This is a genomic window from Gardnerella sp. c17Ua_118, assembly GCF_055804255.1.
In genome coordinates this window covers 614,632-633,055 of record NZ_JANUYT010000001.1, presented here as the reverse complement: position 1 = coordinate 633,055, position 18,424 = coordinate 614,632, and the positions used below count along the sequence as shown (strand labels likewise).

Sequence of the window (18,424 nt, the reverse complement as noted above, 5' to 3'; positions counted from 1 at the left end):
TTATTTATCAAGATCTTCGTCATCGGATTGATAAATAGCTATTAAACTCTTAGGAAGAACTTTATAAATTCCAGCTGCAAGGAACAAAACAACAATCTTGTCTGGTATATCTACAACAAGCTCATCTACGAATGATGCAAAGAAGCCTTTGGATCCCATTGCTGCAAAAACAGCGTCACCCCAAACGTTTCCAGTGGTTCCGCCCCAATAAATCATGTTTAGAGGTGTAGAAATGATTATTGCGATTGCTGCAACAATAAGACTTGTTATAAGAATGTGATACCACTTGCTCATATATTTTAATCGTGCAGCGATTCCAACGCTTACTCCAATTGCTGCAGCTGTAATGCTATAGACTGTAGAAATTGGATCAATTGTTAAGCCGTAAACAATATTAGTTAAAAATCCAGCAATTCCGCCTACAACTGGTCCTGCTAAGCAAGCTGAAATGCAAGTGCCTAGTGTGCCAAGCCAAAGTGGTAGTTTTAGCATGCTTGCAAATAGTTTTGCAACATAATTTATGCCGATTGCGGCTGGTATTAGTACGAGTGAAGCGGTAGTTAATTTAACGCTCCAAATAGTTTTTAGTTTCTTTACCATTTTTGAACTTCCTATCAGTTAAGGAATAAATTCAAGTTCATTATACGCTTTGAGAAATGTTATTAAAGTAGTTGAAAATTAATGTGTTATAAATTGTTATATTGTTTATTTTGTGTTATTTTGTTCTTTGTTATTTGTTTTTGTATTAAGTCTTTATTGAAAATAGTCACATTTAAGATACTTTGCTAGCAGAATCAAAGTGGTTCAAAATCAAAGTTGTTATTATTTCGTTATTTGACTATTTCACTATTCCAAATTTAACTATTCACAAATCTTACTATTCCAAATAATGATTATTTATGATAAAAAAATATAAGAGCCTTTTATGACTTTTATAAAGATGTTGTTATAAAAATATTGGCGATTATAAGAGGGAGATGACGATGAATGTAAAACATAGTAGCGTGTTTACAAATCCCGAAGTTTTAGAAAGACTTAATAAATTAGAAAAATCTCCCCAAATGCAAGGGAAACTAAATGAGTTAAAAGAAGGCATAAAAAATAACGCTTTTGACCCAATGCGTTTGATTCCATTAATACCAGTAGTGCTAATTATTGGTGCTGTTGGCAATTATCTTCCTTCGTTTGACTACTCTACTTATAAATATCCTTTACTCATAATAGTTGCCTTTGTTGTTTGCTTTGCTGGCAAGTTTTTTGTAACAAATAAGGTTGATGTAAATACTCTATATGCGAATAATGTTTTAACGCCGATTTTAAATGAGATTCTGCCTGGAACGGTATTAGAAAATTCTGAAGGAATTGACAACAGTATTTTTAATAATCTTCTGCCAATATCTAGTAGGTATTATTCAAACAAACACATAATTTTTGGCGATGAATCTAAAACTGAATTTTCAAATATGCAAGCAATGCACTTTTCTAGAACTGAAAGTGGAAAAACTGTCAAAAAAACTGATTTTATTGGTCAAGTCTTATTAATAAACGCAAAAACCAATATAAATGGTCACATTAGAATCGTTCCCGTTACTGGAAAGAACTTTATGGGGCAAAAACTAAATGGATACTATGGTAAAAAAACAAAAGAGGAGAGTGAAGTTCAAACAGAATCCATTGAGTTTAATAACTCGTATTCAATCTTTTCTACAGACGATTTTTATACAAAGCTTGTATTAGATCCAAGTTTTATAGAAGCATTGAATAATTTGCAAAAAAGAATGAGAGTTTGCATATATCTAGATAGTGAGCATATTATTGCAGCTTTTGACTCTGGTCGGTACATATTAGGAAATCCTGGAAAATCTGGAATAGAAGACCTATCTTTAACAAGAGAATATGCAAGATTTAGGGATGTTTTGGCTGAGTATTACGAAATAATCAGCGTAATTAGAGAGAAATTGCAAAATTAGAAGCTATAAAATTGAAAAAGTAGAGATTGCACACTAGTGAATTGCAAAAACAGAGATAATTAAGACTAGAAAAAGGCTAAAAATAAAGGAGACATTATGGATTATGAAACTATTTTAATAGTTATTGCAGCAGTGCTTGTAGTGGCTATTGGCTGGTTTATTGGTACGTTAAATAGACTAAGAAAATATAGAGTGATTATAGAAGAGTCGCAAAAAAACGTTGACATTGCGCTCGCTAAAAGGTACGACACTATTTGCCAAATGCTTAAAGTTGCGCAGTCGTTTGCAAAGTACGAAAAAACAACATTAGTGGATTTAGTGAGTTTAAGAGAAGGATTAAACTCTGCGGATTCTAGCGAAGCAATGAAAAATCAGAATCATGCAATAGGGAAGATTTTTGCTTTGGCAGAAGCTTACCCAGAATTAAAGTCTTCTGAGCAGTTTTTGAATTTGCAAGAAGAAGTGAACGACGAAAACGAGCAGCTGGCTGCAGCAAAAAGAATCGTAAATAGTAACATTAGTACTCTTAATCAAAATATTGTTACTTTCCCAGTTTCGCTTATTGCAAAATTAAGCGGAATAAAGCAGATGGCTTTTCTTGATGAAGATGATTTAAGCAATAAGAAGAATATCGATAGCATACTGGGCTAGTGAAGATGTTTAGCTAGCGAAAATGTTTAGCCAGACGGTATATCTAATGTAGCCAATCGCCCGCGAATTTGCAGCGATTGGCTATTTTTTATAATCTTTGAGTACTAATGCGTGTATTTGTATATAGGATTGAGTGCTTGTAGGATGGAGCTGATTGTATGAAGGAGCTGATTGTATGGCAGAATATGATTTACCGATTTTAGAGTATGATTCCGATAAAAGTGCAGTTTTAATGCCAAATCACGATAATATTTCCGTTCAGCTTCCATCTAAAGCGGTTTTTGCTTTCTTAGGCGATGAAATCGATCAGTATGCTTTAAGCAGGAAAGCTACGATTGTAGCAAATTTTGAATCTGCAACTAAAGTATATCCAATATATGTTTTGGAAGAGAAAGTAGAGAAAAAAGTAAGAGAAAATACAAACAGCGAAGTAGAAGAAGAAACGCAAAAAATCTGCTTAGTGCAGGCTCCAGTTGGTGCTCCTGCCGCTGTTCAGATCTTAGACTGGCTGATTTCTTACGGTGTTAGCGAAGTTGTTAGTGCTGGTTCTTGCGGATCGCTAGTTGATTATGCGGAAAACGTTTTTCTGGTTCCGTATAAAGCTTTAAGGGATGAGGGGACTTCTTATCATTATTTGCCTCCAAGTCGTTATGTTGATGTTTCAGAGCGTTCGAGACGTGCTATTTTACAAACCTTGCAAGCGCACAATTTGCCTTATCATGAAGTTAAAACGTGGACTACTGATGGGTTTTTCCGTGAGACTAAGACGAAAGTTGCTAGTCGTAAGCAGGAGGGATGCGCGGTTGTTGAGATGGAGTGTTCTGCTTTAGCGGCTTGTGCACAAATGCGTGGGATTGTTTGGGGTGAGATTCTTTACACTGCAGATACTTTGCACGATGTTGAAAATTATGATGAGCGCAATTGGGGTGGAGACTCTAAAGCGTATGCTCTTGAGCTTTGTATTGAAGCAGCGTTGCGCATTTGACACGTTTACACTGATATTACATACGGAATCAGCATTTTAATTTGATTTTTTTTTTTAACTCTATGCTTATTATTTCTAGCAAGCATTACGTATAAATGCGTTTAAGTATTACGTTAATGGTTAATAATCGTGATAAGTATGATAGTGTAGCTTTCAATGCTTTGTAGCGAGTGAATAAGCAAATCGCTTATGAAAATGCTGCTTGCGAAAATGATATTAGAGAAGAGATAGTAGAAATAGTAGAAATAGAAGAGATATATAAAGGAAGTGAGAGGTAGCGAGAATGAGTAAAACTGACAATGTGGCAAATCAGCAATCATCGGCAAATAAGAAATCATCCGCACTGCATCCCGACGTAAAAAATTACGTAAAACTATTTTTCAAAGAAAACAAACTTGTAGCTTTTCTTTCGATGATAGTTTTTATTGCCTTGTCTATGATTTACACTGCTATTTCTTGGATTTTGCAAATTATTTTCGACTATATGTCTGGCAAAGGAGACTTCTCTCTAACTACTATTTTGCTGCTTGTCGCTTCCTTTATGCTGGTAATCTCACTGATTTTTGCGTTGAAGCGCAGCGCGTATCCTCGCTTTCTTGAAAAAGCAATGAATCAGTATAAAGAGTCTGTTATTAAGAAGCTTTTAAAAAAGAGTTATAGTGATTTTTCGCTTGCAAATTCCGGCATGTATCTTTCTGTACTTACTAATGATTGCGAGCGTATTCAAGAAAAGTATTTGAAGAAGATTTTTGATTTTGTTCAAGACGTTCTTATGCTTGTAAGCTCGCTAGCTCTTATGATTTACTACAGTCCGCTGCTCACTGTTATTGCTCTTGTTATTTCTGTGCTTCCAATGGCGTGCTCGATTCTTACAGCTAACGAAATCGCCACTAGAGAGGAGCAGGTTTCTAAGTCGAATGAGTCTTATACGGCACTGACGAAGGATGTTTTGAACGGAGTTTCTGTTATTAAGAGTTTTAAGGCGGAGCAGGAGGTTATTGATCGATACAAAAATCAGTCGATGGAGCTTGAGCATACGAAGAATCTTCGCGAGAAAACAATGACTACCGTTTCTGCTCTTGGCACAATTTCAAGTCTTGGAACTCAGCTTGGAGTGATGCTTGTTGGCGCTTGGATGGTTAACGCTCACGTTGGCGTTATTACTGCTGGAATGGTTTTAGCTTTTACTAATTTGATGAATGGCGTACTTCAGCCTATTTCTAGTCTTCCGCAAATGCTTGGCGAGATGAAGGGCGCCAAGAAGCTTATTAGCAAGATGGCTGATTATATGAGTAACGCTAAGGAAGATTCTGGCGAGATTATTGACGATTCTATTAAAAACGTTGTTTTGCGAGATGTTTCGTATTCTTATGATGCGGATCATAAAGTCTTGAAAAATGTAAGTCTTAGTTTGCAAGCTGGAAAATCTTACGCGATAGTGGGGCCTTCTGGCGCTGGTAAAAGTAGTTTGATTAATCTGCTTATGGGCTACTACAAGGATTATAAGGGTAGCGTGCAGCTGAATAATCACGAACTTAGCAATGTGAGCAAGAGTTCGCTTTACGATAAGACGACTCTTATGCAGCAGTCTGTGTTTATGTTTGATGCTTCGATTTTAGATAATATTACGCTGTTTAAGCCGTTCCCGGACGCAGAGGTAGATCGCGTGATTCACTTGGCTGGTTTGAATGATTTGATTGCTGCTAAAGGCAAGGATTATCAGTGCGGTGAGAATGGTAGTCATCTTTCTGGCGGCGAAAAGCAGCGTATTGCTATTGCGCGAAGCTTGCTTAAAAAGTCCGAGATCCTGCTGGTTGATGAGGCAACGAGTGCGCTAGATAACGAGACGAGCGCGAACGTAACGCAGTCTATTTTGGATTTGCAAGGAATTCTTCGACTTGTTATAACTCACCGCTTGGATGCTAATTCGCTTAAACAATATGATGAGATTCTTGTGATGAAAAGTGGCGAGCTTATTGAGCGCGGAAGCTTTGAGGGCCTTATGAATCAGAAAGCTTACTTCTACTCGCTTTATACTGTGTCTATGTGAGGATGTTGTCTGGCTTGTTGAAATGTGCTGAGCAATTTTAAGCTCGGTAAAAATATTAACGCAGTACGCTTTCTGCAATAGTAGCCAATCGCCCGCGAATTTGCATTGATTGGCTACTTTGCGGGTGGCTGTATGTTAGGTTCGCCTACTTGGCGCGGTGAAGAAAATTGCCGTAAATGGCAAAAATCTTCACCAGCGTTTATTAGATGTGTATTGTTTGTGACTTTCAGCTAACTGCTAAATAAACTGAGATATTACAATGCCTGCAGTCATAAGTGGAATGTTGAAGATAAGGAATGTTGGAATGCAAGTATCCCAAATGTGACTGTGTTGACCATCTGCATTTAAGCCAGAAGTAGGACCAAGCGTTGTATCGGAAGCAGGGGAGCCTGCGTCACCAAGAGCTGCAGCGGAAGACATAAGAAGAATTGTTGCAGGAGTGCTAAAACCAATGCTTTGGCAAAGCGGCACGAACAAAACTGCAAGAATAGGAACCGTGCCAAACGATGTGCCGATGCCCATAGTAACAAGCAAGCCAATAATCGTAATAACGAATGCAGCGATTAGCTTGTTTTGACCCATACAAGCAACGCCAAGGTGTACAAGCTCATTAACTCCGCCCGTAGCTTGAATCACGTTAGCGTAGCCGCCAGCAATGAGCATAATAAATGCAATAAGACCCATAAGCTTAACGCCGCCCATAAGCTGCTTGTCGATGTCTTTCCACTTTATTGCGCCAAAAATAATCATGGTTGCAAGACCTGCAAGAGAAGAAAGTGAAAGATCCTTACTAATAACTTGCACTACTACAACAACAATAATCGCAAGAATAGTTACGTAGTGTGCTTTAGTAAGCGGGCCAACAACAGCGTCCGCAGCGCGAGTATCTGCTTCGGTTGTTTTATATTCGCGAGGCTTTCTGTATAGAACAAAAACTGCAAACAGTAAAGCTGCAAGCATTGCAGCACCCAAATACCAGTTCACAGCGCTAACGTCTGAAACGCTAACTTTCATACCATTTTTAGAAAGATTAGTTGCAATAACTGTTTGGAAAATTAAGCCAAAGCCAAATGGAATAGCAATGTACGGCACTTCTAGTCCGAACGCAGTACAGCATGCGGCAGCGCGGCGATCTAGCTTAAGCTTGTTCATAATGGAAAGAATTGGTGGAATAAGAATAGGAATGTAAGCAATGTGAACAGGCACAATATTTTGAGACATACACGCAATAATTGTTAGAACTGCAAGAAGAATGAATTTGTTAGTGCCAATAATTTTGCTAATTTTTTTAGAAATGATTTGAGCTAGGCCAGTTGCTGTAATTGCCTCTGCAAAAGTACCAAGAAGAATGTAGGCGAGCGCAGTTTGCGCGTTTGTGGAAAAACCATCGCAAAGCAGCGCCATAATAGTGTGGCTGCCATCTCCAAAAAGAGGGAGATGGCCAGCAATGCCACCTGCAACGCATGCAACAATCATTGCGAGTAAAACATTGAGTTTAGCGAGACTTAACGCGCATAACACTACAACCGATACAATTACTGGGTTGCATAGAATGTTTAAAATTTGCATACTCTTTCACCTCTTTTTAAAGTTATCTTCATTTTGATGTTTGTAATAATATGTTTTTTTAATTTTGATGATTTTTAAATTTTAATATTTAAAGACAATATCATAAAGACGTACGTAATATTTTTATTGGCGGAATAAAAATATTACGTATGCTTGAAATTTACATGATTAAATCAAAAATGTGAGATTTTGTTATATATAGCGTGTTTTTAGAGCTAAAATATAGACAAATGAACAAAATGTTCAAAAATAAGTTAGTATTTGTTCACCTTGAAGAGTACTATGAAGGTGTTCGCAAGGAATTAACAAAATAATTAATTCCTTGTTTTACACAATTTTGTTGCAATAACGCAATATAAGTGGCTGCAAAAATCGAGTTTAAGCAGCATCAAATTGAAGATTGAGTCGAAAATCAAAAATAAAAAATCAATAAAAATTAAAAATTGAAACAAAATTAAAAATTGAAAAATATTAGTTAAACACAAAGGAGGAATGCATAGCAATTTCGATAGCAACATTAAAAATGTATACCATTTAAAAATGTATGACATCGCTACTTTGCAGCAAACAAATTATGCAAGAGGAACAAACGCTTATAGAAGCGAAAGAATTAGGATTAAAAAGATTTACAAGAACTCCATTCTGGGATGTGTCATTAAAAGTTGAGCCTCATCAAATCGTTGCAATCTCGGGAGAACATGGCTCTGGAAAGTCTGCTCTACTACTAGCATTGTCTGGCTATATGAAGTTTACGAATGGAACGTTAAAAATCGCAGATTTAAGCCTTCCAGCAGATACAAAAGAATCACGTCAATACGTTGGGCTGGGACTGTTCAATGGAATCAATGAATTCTACAACACTCAAACAATAGAAGAAGCGCTTATGAGCGAGCTAAAACTTGCTAGCGCATCGCCGCTTTTCCGCGAACAATACAAGAATAATGTTAAAAATCGCGAAGCACTGCATCAATACGCGTATAACGTTCTAGCGTATTGGAAAGTGTTATCTCCTAGAGAAACTGCTATTGGTGATTTAACTCCATGTGAGCGCATGAGATTAGGGATTGCGCTTGCGCTACTAAAAAAGCCGTGGATTCTTTTTGTAGACGGCGTAGAAACTGAGCTTACAAGTGAGCAAAGTGAATGCTTGCTTGCAGACATTCGCGCATACGTTAGCAAAAACTACTGCTCCTGCCTTGTTGGAGTTTTGCAAAGCGAGTTAGAAAAGCAAGCGGATCAATTATTAAGGCTAAATCGCGTAAGTTACAGCGAAGATTATGAGCTTAACAAAAATGGAGATGGTAAGAATGCGCGTTAATACTATTGTTCTTGCGTTTCGTGAATTAAATAATGCTATAAAAGGTAAAGCTCGAAAGCTTGTTATTGGAACAGTAGCCTTAATACCACTTTTATATGGGTCTTTGTATTTATGGGCATTTACTAATCCATACAAAACTCTAGATACGGTTCCAGTTGCAGTTGTTGTGGAAGATAGCGGTGCAATTATAAATGGCAAAATGCGTAACATTGGAAACGAGATTAAAACTCGCTTGAAGAGTCAAAAAGATGGAAGTGAAGGTTTCCAGTGGAACTTTGTAGATAGCGCTAAAGCAAACAAAGGTCTTAAAAATGGCGATTATTTTATGGTAGCAACTATTCCATCGTCTTTTAGCAAGTGCATTGCTTCTGCTGAATATGATAGTCCAACTAAAGCAAAGCTACACGTAAAATACGATCAAGCTAGTAACATGCTTGCTTCTCAAATAGGAAAAACAGCGTTTCACACTTTAAGGAGCGAAATTAGCGAAGCGATTGCACAAGAATATTGGGAGAATATGTTTAAAAAAGTAAACTCTGCTTCTGATTCTTTTAATGCTGCTGTGAGCGGTTCTGGCGATTTAAGCGCGGGAATACAATCGCTTAATGGTGGAGTAGATAAGCTTGCTGATGGATCGAGCAAGCTTACTCAATCTTTGCAAAAACTACAAAACGGATTGGGAGAGCTTCAAAAAGGAGCGCAATCGCTTAAAAATGCAAATGCGCAAAGCAAAGATGGAGCGCAAACATTAGCGCAAAAAACTAACGATTTGGCAAATGGCGCAAATCAGCTAAATAGTGGAGCACAAACGTTATATAACGCTACAGACGAACTATATAATGGTGCGCAAAAGCTTTCGGATTCTAGTGCTCAACTTGAAGAGCGTGTTAAAGCAGGAAACGAGGCTACAAAAAATCAGCTTGCTCAATTGCTTGTTGAAGCGCAAAATCCGCTTGTAACTAAAGAGATTGTGTTAGAAAAATTGCAAGGTCTTGCAGGAGGCTTAAGTGAAAATTCTAAGCTCTTAGAGACGAATCTTTCGGCATTGAGCCAAGGTGCTGGAGCACTTTCTTCTGGGAGCTTGAAGATAAAAGCTGGAGTTGACGCCGTTTCTAAAGGAATATCAAGCGTTCACAATGGCTCGTCGCAGCTTTCCGCTGGAGCAAATAAGCTGGCGGAAGGTCTTAATAAAGTAAGCAATGGCAGTGAAAAGCTCAATAATGGTATTAATTCTGCTGCACTTGGGTCTGCAAAAATAGTAGATGGCTCGAGCAAGCTTAATTCTGGAGTTAAAAATCTTTCTGAAAATACGCCAAAGCTTGCTGAAGGAGCTAAAAAGTTGCATGAAGGCCTTAAAAGCGCACAAAGCTCTAGCAAAATCAACAATATTAAGCAAAAAAGTAAGATGATGAGTGCTCCAGTTGCGCTTAAAGAGCATAATTATTCGCATGTTGAAAACTACGGAACTGGCTTTGCGCCTTACTTTATTTCGATAGGCCTTTGGGTTGGCGCGCTTATGGCAACTTTTGTTTTAAGGGTTATGGATAGGCGAGCAATACTTAATGGCATGAATCCGCTTAAAAGTGCGCTTATTAGTTTTACGCCGTTTGTGATTATGGGCGTTGTGCAAGCTGTAATTCTTATGGGCGTTGTTCACGGAGCGTTGAAGTTGCAAATCGACAATGTTGCTGCATTCTACGCGCTGGGGATTATAGCGTCAATAGTCTTTATGGCCATAATGCAAATGATTATGGCAGTGTTTAAGATTCCAGGAAGAATTGTTGCGATTGTGCTGCTTATGCTGCAAATCACTAGCTCTGCAGGAACATTCCCGGTGCAAATGACGCCATCGTTCTTTAGAGCGGTTCACCCATACTTGCCTATGACGTACTCGATTATGGGGTTGCGTCAAGCAATGTCTGGAAAGAACAGTGGTGAAATAGTCTCTGGCGTTGGAATGCTTGTGCTTTTCGGCGTTATTGCGATTGCTATAACAAGCATTGCCTTCCGCATGAAGCGTACTGTAAAAATGTTTGATTTGCATCCTGTAATTACATTGGATGCATGAGAATACGACAATGAGTAGGGAGTAATTACTGTGATTGCTGAAGTTACTGAAGTTACCATAATATAAAAATTGCAACCGAGTGCTGCTCAAATTTGTACCCAAGTTAAGTATGACTACTTATGATATTGTTCATACTAGCGTAGTTGTTCAGCTGGGTGTACGAGCAGTGCTCGGTTGTGCATAACTATACGACTATATGTGAACCGTATATGACGTAACTTGTATGGCTAACGCAACTATGCGCAATTATATTAAGCTACCTAAGGGCTTATATGAGTTACAGAGGGAAAGGACATGTCAATGACTGCACGATTTACCGACGAATTAAAAAATGAGAATATCGAAACATGGGATGCTGCTATTCATCATCGTTTTGTTAACGAGTTAGTTGAGGGCACTATTCATGATGCTGTATTAGCTGGATATTTAATTCAAGACTACCGATTTTTAGATAGTTTCTTGGCTTTGCTTGGTGCTGCAGTTACGACAGCAGACACACTTGATTCTCGTCTCGTGTTTTCGAAATATATTGGTGAGGTAGCTGGAGATGAGAATACGTATTTTGTGGATGCGTTTAACGAATTTAATACTCCTGAATCTTTCCGCAATAAAATTCCAGACACTGAAGCAACTCGCGAATTTAAAAAGATGTTTTTAGACGCGGCTCACAGTGGACATTATGCTGCCGTGCTAGCCGTGTTAAACGTTACGGAATGGATATATCTTACGTGGGCATCAAACGCTGAAGGTAAGCGTCCTGAACGCAAGGTTCATTACCAGTGGATCGACCTGCATGATTATGAAGGATTCCACAAGTTTGTAGGGTTCTTGCGTGATGAGTTGGATCGTATTGGTCCTAAGGATGCTGATATTGCTCGAGAATATTTTGCGCGTGCAGTAAAGCTGGAGCGCATGTTCTTCGATAATTCGTATGAAACTCCTGCGGCAATCTAACGAACAGCATTCTAACGAATGGACGGAAATCTAACGGACGGAAATCTAACGAAGTAAGCAAGCTGTGAGAATAAAAATAGACCCTACAAGATTTGTAGGGTCTACCTTTAAGAAGATGAGAAATTTTCGTTAATAATTGAAAATCTCACTGTTAACTATATATTAGAAAGTAGATGCGTAAACTTCGGCAATAGCATCTTCGCTCATATTTATGTACGAATTCTTCAAAAGTCGCTGCTGCTCTTTAACAACGCTTGCAGCCCAGCTTTGAATCATATCCTCGGTCATTCCATACTCGTGAAGCTTGTGCTTAGTTAAAATCGTGTTAAGAACTTCGTCAAGCTTATTTAATACATCTGCTTTTTTGCATTCAAGAATATTTGCAATAAAGTCAAAAAGCTTAGAAAGCTCAGTGTTTTCGGCGCTAGTACTGTTTTCTGCATCATGCTTAGCATAGTAGCGCAAAACGCTTGTAAGAAGAGCAGCATTTGTTTCGCCATGAGCCACGTGGAAAGTGCCGCCAAGTGGATAAGCCATAGCGTGCACGCAACCGCAGCCAGCGTTACCAAAAGCAATGCCAGCGTAAAGACTTGCAGAAACCAAGTCGCTTACAACTTGACTTTTTGCGCTGCTGCCTTCTTTAACAACTCGCATATAGCTTTGCAAAATAAGTCCGCAAGCCTTGTAACTAAACATTTTTGTAAGCTCTGTTGCAATAGGGGAGAGCACAGACTCAATCGAATGAGTAAGAGCGTCAATAGAGCTGGTTGCAAAAACGTAATCTGGAAGGCTCTTTAATAATTCTGGAATAAGAACTGCGTCTGTAGCGTAGCAAGCATCGTTTGCCAAACCCTTTTTAGTGTTGCGTTTTGTAAGAGAGAACACGGCAACGTTGGTAACTTCGGATCCAGTGCCGCAAGTAGTTGGAACAAGAATAAGATCCGCGCCTTTTTGCGCAGGAATCTTGCCATCAATCAAGTCTTCGAGTGGGCTTGTTTGCTTTAACGCGCAAACTTTAGAAATATCCAAAACGGTGCCGCCGCCAATGCCAATCACGCGCTTTGGGGTAGTGTGAATATCGCGAACAATTGCATCAACCATTTCGTCGCTTGGCTCGCCCTTGCCGTAGTTCTCTTGGAAAATCACATTGCAATCAAGGTTCAAGCTGCCAAAATAAGGCTCCCAAATGTATTTGTTTGTAATAACCAAATCGTCTTTGCCAAGCTTAAATTCTTGCGCAAAATCGCGCGTATTTTCAAATTTGTGAATAGTTGGCTTAATAGATAGCTGCTTCATACTAGACTCCTTTGTTTTAATTTGTACGTCTTACGCTAATATGCGCGTTTTGGTTCGCGATTTGTGCGCGGATGATTAAAAAACCAAGCAACCGCTCCATTATAGAACAAATTGCTTGGTTTAATAAACGCGATTTAAGCTAATTAGCAGAAACTTAATTAGCAGAGATTAATCAGAAACTAATCATCCCTTCAACAAAGCAGTGTAAGCTGCCATCGTAATGTAATTGTATGGCTGGTTGAAGTGAGGCATAAAGAAGATATCGCACAAAGCAAGCTCTTTAATCGTAACTTTCTTTTGAATAGCAAGCGAGAACAGGTGGATTGCTGCAGACATATCGTAGTTAGACGCCAGTTGGCATCCAACAATCACCTTGGTGTCTTTCTTATAAACAATGCGAATCTTCACCTTTGGATTCTCAACTTCCATAAACGCAGGCTTTTGAGTATCCTCAAAATCAACGTAATCAACATCCATGCCCTCTTTTTGAGCTGCCGTTAAGCTTAAACCAGTGCAAACAAGCTTGTAATCGTAGATCATCATTGCGCTGGAGCCTTGCACGCCCTCAGTTTCTACAGGAGTTCCGCAAACGTTGTGGCCTGCAATCAAGCCGCTTCGAACGGCATTAGTGGCGAGAGCAATGTAGTTTACGCGGCTTCGAGCGTTGTCGTAGATTGTAGCGCAATCGCCAATAGCGTACACGTCTGGGTCGGAAGTTTGCTGCTTTTTATCAACTAGGAAAGCGCCATTTTCGTATTGCTTCAAATGATCTTTTCCAAGAGCAACATTTGGGTGGAATCCAATAGCGCAAATCACCATGTCGGCATCGTAAGTGCCCTTGCTTGTTTTAACAGCCTTAACTTCAGTATCTCCAACAATCTCTTCAACAGCTTGACCAAGCTCAAACTTAATGCCCTTATCTTCCATAATTCTCTTCAAATTATCGGAAAACTCTGGGTCAAAGTAGCCGTTAAGAATATGGTCTTCCATATCAATAAGAGTCACGTTTTTATTCAAACGCTTAAAAGCTTCCGCAAGCTCCACGCCAATGTAGCCGCCGCCAAGAACCACAACATTATGGAAATTGCGCTCTTGAAGTTTAGCAATAACAGTTTGTGCATTCTGGAAAAGCTTTACCATTTGCACGTTTTCCAAGTCAATGCCTTTAATGCGCGGCTTGTTTGGAAGGCTGCCAGTAGCTAGAACGAGTTTATCGTAAGAATCGTGAATAACAGTGCCGTCTTTAAGCTCTACAGTAACTTCTTTCTTTGCATAATCAATGTCGAGAACTTTGCTTTCCAGATTTACTTTTGCGCCTTTTTTAACGAAATCTTCTGGCTTCTGGTAGAAAAGGCCATCGCTGCTTTGAATCTGCTTGCCAATCCACAAAGCCATACCGCAGCCAAGGAAGGAAATGTTGCTATTTTGATCGTAGATTGTAAGATCGTTTCCTGGGTAGCTCAAAATGGTGTTAGCGCAGGCAGTGCCAGCATGATTTGCGCCAATTTGAATAATCTTGGTCATCGGTAATCTCTTTTCGTCATTGATTTTTTATTTATGTGTATTTATATGGTTTATTTATATTGTTTTATATGCGCGCTGTTAACAACATTGTTCGTTAAGCACGCGCCAGTAGACAATCATATTACACTAAGACGAGTCTTGCTAATTTTGAGTCTAGGTGTGTTGTTTTTGATTATTGTATAAGTTGTAATTACAATTTAAACTTTGCTATGAAAGTGAAGTAAGTAATAGAATCATGAATGTTTTATACAAGTACATTCGTGTATATACAGTTTTTGCAATGCATTTTTATAAAGTTTTATAAAGTTTTATAAGTAAGAGTTGTATGAGGGGGTATTTTAATGCGTATTTTGATTACTGGTTTTACGCCGTTTGATAATGAGTCTATAAATCCTTCGTGGGAGATTGCGCAATCAGTGCATGCGCCTGAGGGTGTGGAACTTGTTCGTTTGCAGATAAATGTGGAGTTAATAAAGAAACGATCAGATATTACGAGCGAAAAAATTTATTACAAGAACCTCACCGAACGGAAGCTGGTTATCGGATATATTCATATGATGACGTTAAGCGTGTTGGGTTTATTAAACGAATACAGGAATTTGGTTTCTCTTTAAGCGAGATTTATAAATTACTTGGTGTTGTAGATAAAGATGAAGTTCGTTGTCAAGATATGTTCGAATTTGTTTCTAAAAAACAAAAGGAAGTGCAAAAACAAATAGAGGATTTAAAACGAATTGAAACTATGTTAGACGACTTAAAACAACGATGTCCAGATGAAAAGAAATTACATTCGTGTCCAATAATAGAAACATTAACATGAGAGATTAATTAACGAAAGGAGCTTTTTTATGAATAAATTTAAGGTAAACATTTCAGGAATGACTTGTACGGGTTGTGAAAAACACGTAGAATCAGCACTTGAAAAGATAGGTGCTAAAAATATTGAGTCTAGTTATCGTCGTGGTGAAGCAGTATTTGAACTGCCCGATGATATTGAGGTTGAAAGTGCAATAAAGGCGATTGATGAAGCAAATTACCAAGCCGGAGAAATTGAAGAAGTATCATCACTAGAAAACGTGGCGTTAATTAATGAAGACAATTATGACCTTCTTATTATTGGTTCTGGTGCTGCTGCCTTTTCTTCGGCAATTAAAGCTATAGAATACGGTGCAAAAGTTGGAATGATTGAGCGTGGAACGGTTGGGGGAACCTGTGTGAATATTGGCTGTGTTCCGTCAAAAACTCTTCTTAGGGCAGGGGAAATCAATCATTTATCAAAAGACAATCCGTTTATAGGTTTACAAACATCCGCTGGAGAAGTGGATTTAGCTAGTTTAATCACGCAAAAGGATAAATTGGTGAGCGAACTTCGGAATCAAAAATATATGGATTTAATTGATGAATATAATTTTGATTTAATTAAAGGTGAAGCAAAATTCGTTGATGCTAGTACTGTTGAGGTCAATGGGACAAAGTTATCTGCAAAACGCTTTTTAATTGCAACAGGTGCATCGCCTTCGTTGCCCCAAATTTCAGGACTTGAAAAAATGGACTATTTAACTAGTACAACACTTCTTGAGTTAAAGAAAATACCAAAACGATTAACTGTAATTGGTTCAGGATACATTGGAATGGAGCTTGGACAACTATTTCATCATTTAGGTTCAGAAATAACGCTTATGCAAAGAAGTGAGCGACTTTTAAAGGAGTATGATCCTGAGATTTCAGAGTCAGTTGAAAAAGCGTTAATTGAACAGGGTATAAACCTTGTCAAAGGGGCAACTTTTGAGCGTGTTGAACAAAGTGGAGAGATAAAAAGGGTTTACGTAACAGTAAATGGCAGTAGAGAAGTCATTGAATCAGATCAGTTACTTGTTGCCACTGGAAGAAAACCAAATACGGATTCTTTAAATTTAAGTGCAGCAGGTGTTGAAACTGGAAAAAATAATGAAATCCTGATCAATGATTTTGGTCAAACAAGTAATGAAAAGATTTATGCAGCAGGAGATGTGACTTTAGGACCACAATTTGTATATGTAGCAGCCTATGAAGGTGGAATTATTACTGATAATGCTATTGGTGGATTAAACAAAAAAATAGATTTATCGGTAGTTCCTGCTGTTACGTTTACGAATCCGACGGTTGCAACGGTTGGTTTAACAGAAGAACAAGCAAAAGAGAAAGGGTATGATGTGAAGACATCTGTATTACCTTTAGATGCTGTTCCAAGAGCAATTGTAAACCGTGAAACAACCGGTGTATTTAAACTAGTAGCAGATGCAGAAACACTAAAAGTATTAGGGGTTCATATTGTATCTGAAAATGCAGGAGATGTCATCTATGCAGCATCATTAGCTGTTAAATTTGGCTTAACGATAGAAGATTTAACAGAAACCCTAGCACCATATTTAACAATGGCTGAAGGGCTAAAATTAGTTGCACTTACGTTCGATAAAGATATTTCGAAATTATCTTGTTGTGCAGGCTAAGGGAACTTTTTTACAACTCCCTATTCAAGTGAACCAGCTAATGCTTTAAGGGATTTTCTAAGTGCATTTGTGGTCACAAAAATAATTTAACACTGATGATTTCGACATCAAATCTATAATTGATACCTTAACACCGCAGAGTAATAAAGGATGAATAATATGTCAGACTTATTATCCCTACCAGACATTAAAACAATAGAACCGCCACAAGAAAATGAAACCGATATGATGTTTAAAGTTGAAGCAGTCGGACCACCTGAACGTTGTCCTGAATGTGGTTTTGACAAGTTGTACAAACACAGTTCAAGAAATCAACTAATTATGGATTTGCCCATTCGTTTAAAGCGAGTGGGCTTACATTTGAACCGTAGACGATACAAGTGTCGTGAATGCGGATCTACCTTCTGGGAACGCCTAATATCTGTAGATGAAAAGCGTAGTATGACCGAAAGGCTTTTAAAGTCCATTCAAGAGCAATCCATGTCTAAGACCTTTGTAGAAGTCGCAGAAAGCGTTGGTGTTGACGAGAAAACCATTAGGAACGTTTTTAAGGACTATGTGGCACTCAAAGAACGTGAATACCAGTTTGAAACTCCTAAGTGGCTTGGGATAGACGAGATACATATTATCCGTAGACCTCGGCTTGTATTGACTAATATTGAACGCAGGACTATTTATGACATCAAGCCTAACCGTAACAAGGAAACAGTCATCCAACGTCTTTCAGAAATCAGTGACAGGACTTACATTGAGTACGTAACAATGGATATGTGGAAGCCCTACAAAGACGCAGTGAACACTATCCTTCCACAAGCTAAAGTTGTCGTAGATAAGTTTCATGTAGTTAGAATGGCTAATCAAGCCTTAGATAACGTCAGAAAGTCTTTGAAAGCCCATATGGGCCAAAAAGAAAGACGTACCCTTATGCGTGAAAGGTTTATCCTTCTAAAGCGTAAACACGATCTAAATGAACGTGAATCATTCCTCTTAGATACTTGGTTAGGTAATCTTCCTGCTTTAAAAGAAGCCTATGAACTCAAAGAAGAGTTTTACTGGATATGGGATACTCCTGATCCAGATGAAGGTCATCTTCGTTATAGTCAATGGAGACACCGTTGTATGTCCAGCAACTCTAAAGACGCATATAAAGACCTCGTGAGAGCCGTAGACAAAAATATTCAACTACTTTGATAAAAGGCTCACTAATGCTTATACGGAGTCAATTAACAGCATTATTAGGCAGGTAGAGCGAATGGGTAGAGGTTACTCGTTTGATGCCTTACGAGCCAAAATCCTTTTCAATGAGAAGCTCCATAAAAAGCGTAAGCCACGATTTAATTCAAGTGCTTTCAATAAAGCTATGTTATACGATACTTTCAATTGGTATGAAGTGAATGATCACGACATTACAGACAACTTAGGTGTCGATTTTTCCACACTTATTAAGAATTTGGAGAAGGGTGATTTATAAGCCCTTTTCCACCATAAAATCCGAATACCCGTTTTATGCAAGTACATTCGTGTATATATAGTTTTTGCAATGTATTTTG

At 38.3% G+C, this 18,424-nt stretch carries 13 protein-coding genes and 2 pseudogenes; 11 read left to right on the top strand and 4 right to left on the bottom strand.

All coding sequences use genetic code 11. The features are described from left to right. On the bottom strand, window positions 1-600 hold the full coding sequence (locus tag NYP69_RS02635) for an ECF transporter S component (RefSeq protein WP_119529452.1): 600 nt from the start codon (window positions 598-600) through the stop codon (window positions 1-3). Window positions 601-983: 383 nt separating this feature from the next. Between NYP69_RS02635 and NYP69_RS02630 the strand changes: the two genes are divergently transcribed. The 4 genes from NYP69_RS02630 (at window position 984) to NYP69_RS02615 (ending at window position 5,656) form a co-directional block, all read left to right on the top strand. Further along, a complete protein-coding gene (locus tag NYP69_RS02630) occupies window positions 984-1,970 on the top strand; it encodes a DUF3137 domain-containing protein (RefSeq protein WP_422112982.1) in 987 nt (328 codons plus the stop codon). A gap of 96 nt (window positions 1,971-2,066) precedes the next feature. Then, window positions 2,067-2,621, top strand: a complete 555-nt coding sequence (locus NYP69_RS02625; protein WP_422112983.1) for a LemA family protein — start codon at window positions 2,067-2,069, stop codon at window positions 2,619-2,621. Between the two features lie 175 nt (window positions 2,622-2,796). Continuing rightward, window positions 2,797-3,606, top strand: coding sequence for a nucleoside phosphorylase (locus tag NYP69_RS02620; protein WP_020973404.1), 810 nt, complete (start codon window positions 2,797-2,799; stop codon window positions 3,604-3,606). Between the two features lie 283 nt (window positions 3,607-3,889). Further along, complete coding sequence (locus tag NYP69_RS02615; RefSeq protein WP_422112984.1) at window positions 3,890-5,656, top strand: ABC transporter ATP-binding protein; 1,767 nt, start codon at window positions 3,890-3,892, stop codon at window positions 5,654-5,656. A gap of 237 nt (window positions 5,657-5,893) precedes the next feature. On the opposite strand, the gene NYP69_RS02610 is transcribed toward NYP69_RS02615, so the two are convergent. Beyond that, the gene (locus NYP69_RS02610; RefSeq protein ID WP_422112985.1) at window positions 5,894-7,225 is read right to left on the bottom strand and encodes a Na+/H+ antiporter NhaC family protein; all 1,332 of its coding nucleotides are present in this window, start codon (window positions 7,223-7,225) and stop codon (window positions 5,894-5,896) included. A 574-nt stretch (window positions 7,226-7,799) separates the two neighbouring features. On the opposite strand from NYP69_RS02610, the gene NYP69_RS02605 reads away from it, so the two are divergent. From NYP69_RS02605 to NYP69_RS02595, 3 genes are all read left to right on the top strand, one after another. Further along, window positions 7,800-8,543 (top strand): ATP-binding cassette domain-containing protein, encoded by a 744-nt coding sequence (locus tag NYP69_RS02605; RefSeq protein ID WP_422112986.1) that lies wholly within the window; start codon window positions 7,800-7,802, stop codon window positions 8,541-8,543. Beyond that, a complete protein-coding gene (locus NYP69_RS02600; RefSeq protein WP_473413075.1) occupies window positions 8,533-10,611 on the top strand; it encodes a YhgE/Pip domain-containing protein in 2,079 nt (692 codons plus the stop codon). Before NYP69_RS02605 ends, NYP69_RS02600 begins: the two co-directional genes overlap by 11 nt. A gap of 300 nt (window positions 10,612-10,911) precedes the next feature. Then, the gene (locus NYP69_RS02595; RefSeq protein WP_004130167.1) at window positions 10,912-11,565 is read left to right on the top strand and encodes a TenA family protein; all 654 of its coding nucleotides are present in this window, start codon (window positions 10,912-10,914) and stop codon (window positions 11,563-11,565) included. A 162-nt stretch (window positions 11,566-11,727) separates the two neighbouring features. Here NYP69_RS02595 and NYP69_RS02590 read toward each other — a convergent pair whose 3' ends face one another. After that, complete coding sequence (locus NYP69_RS02590; protein WP_018638210.1) at window positions 11,728-12,861, bottom strand: 4-hydroxybutyrate dehydrogenase; 1,134 nt, start codon at window positions 12,859-12,861, stop codon at window positions 11,728-11,730. 183 nt (window positions 12,862-13,044) lie between these two features. Further along, window positions 13,045-14,385, bottom strand: a complete 1,341-nt coding sequence (gene nox, locus NYP69_RS02585; protein WP_115761819.1) for a H2O-forming NADH oxidase — start codon at window positions 14,383-14,385, stop codon at window positions 13,045-13,047. A gap of 341 nt (window positions 14,386-14,726) precedes the next feature. On the opposite strand from nox, the pseudogene NYP69_RS02580 reads away from it, so the two are divergent. The 4 genes and pseudogenes from NYP69_RS02580 to NYP69_RS02565 all read left to right on the top strand — a co-directional run. Next, window positions 14,727-14,861 (top strand): annotated as a pseudogene (locus NYP69_RS02580) (pyroglutamyl-peptidase I family protein); the annotation flags it as partial. A gap of 5 nt (window positions 14,862-14,866) precedes the next feature. Next, complete coding sequence (gene merR, locus NYP69_RS02575) at window positions 14,867-15,205, top strand: Hg(II)-responsive transcriptional regulator (RefSeq protein WP_115761820.1); 339 nt, start codon at window positions 14,867-14,869, stop codon at window positions 15,203-15,205. A 28-nt stretch (window positions 15,206-15,233) separates the two neighbouring features. After that, window positions 15,234-16,874, top strand: a complete 1,641-nt coding sequence (gene merA / locus NYP69_RS02570; protein WP_001031938.1) for a mercury(II) reductase — start codon at window positions 15,234-15,236, stop codon at window positions 16,872-16,874. A gap of 150 nt (window positions 16,875-17,024) precedes the next feature. After that, window positions 17,025-18,345: pseudogene (locus NYP69_RS02565) on the top strand (ISL3 family transposase). Window positions 18,346-18,424: the final 79 nt, after the last annotated feature.

What these genes read in the sequence shown, in the direction of transcription:
- NYP69_RS02625 (WP_422112983.1), top strand. Translation starts at nt 2,067, where the DNA reads ATGGATTATGAAACTATTTTAATAGTTATTGCAGCAGTGCTTGTAGTG.
- NYP69_RS02610 (WP_422112985.1), bottom strand. Translation starts at nt 7,225, where the DNA reads ATGCAAATTTTAAACATTCTATGCAACCCAGTAATTGTATCGGTTGTA.
- NYP69_RS02635 (WP_119529452.1), bottom strand. Translation starts at nt 600, where the DNA reads ATGGTAAAGAAACTAAAAACTATTTGGAGCGTTAAATTAACTACCGCT.
- NYP69_RS02590 (WP_018638210.1), bottom strand. Translation starts at nt 12,861, where the DNA reads ATGAAGCAGCTATCTATTAAGCCAACTATTCACAAATTTGAAAATACG.
- NYP69_RS02630 (WP_422112982.1), top strand. Translation starts at nt 984, where the DNA reads ATGAATGTAAAACATAGTAGCGTGTTTACAAATCCCGAAGTTTTAGAA.
- NYP69_RS02620 (WP_020973404.1), top strand. Translation starts at nt 2,797, where the DNA reads ATGGCAGAATATGATTTACCGATTTTAGAGTATGATTCCGATAAAAGT.
- nox (WP_115761819.1), bottom strand. Translation starts at nt 14,385, where the DNA reads ATGACCAAGATTATTCAAATTGGCGCAAATCATGCTGGCACTGCCTGC.
- NYP69_RS02595 (WP_004130167.1), top strand. Translation starts at nt 10,912, where the DNA reads ATGACTGCACGATTTACCGACGAATTAAAAAATGAGAATATCGAAACA.
- NYP69_RS02615 (WP_422112984.1), top strand. Translation starts at nt 3,890, where the DNA reads ATGAGTAAAACTGACAATGTGGCAAATCAGCAATCATCGGCAAATAAG.
- NYP69_RS02600 (WP_473413075.1), top strand. Translation starts at nt 8,533, where the DNA reads ATGCGCGTTAATACTATTGTTCTTGCGTTTCGTGAATTAAATAATGCT.
- NYP69_RS02605 (WP_422112986.1), top strand. Translation starts at nt 7,800, where the DNA reads ATGCAAGAGGAACAAACGCTTATAGAAGCGAAAGAATTAGGATTAAAA.
- merA (WP_001031938.1), top strand. Translation starts at nt 15,234, where the DNA reads ATGAATAAATTTAAGGTAAACATTTCAGGAATGACTTGTACGGGTTGT.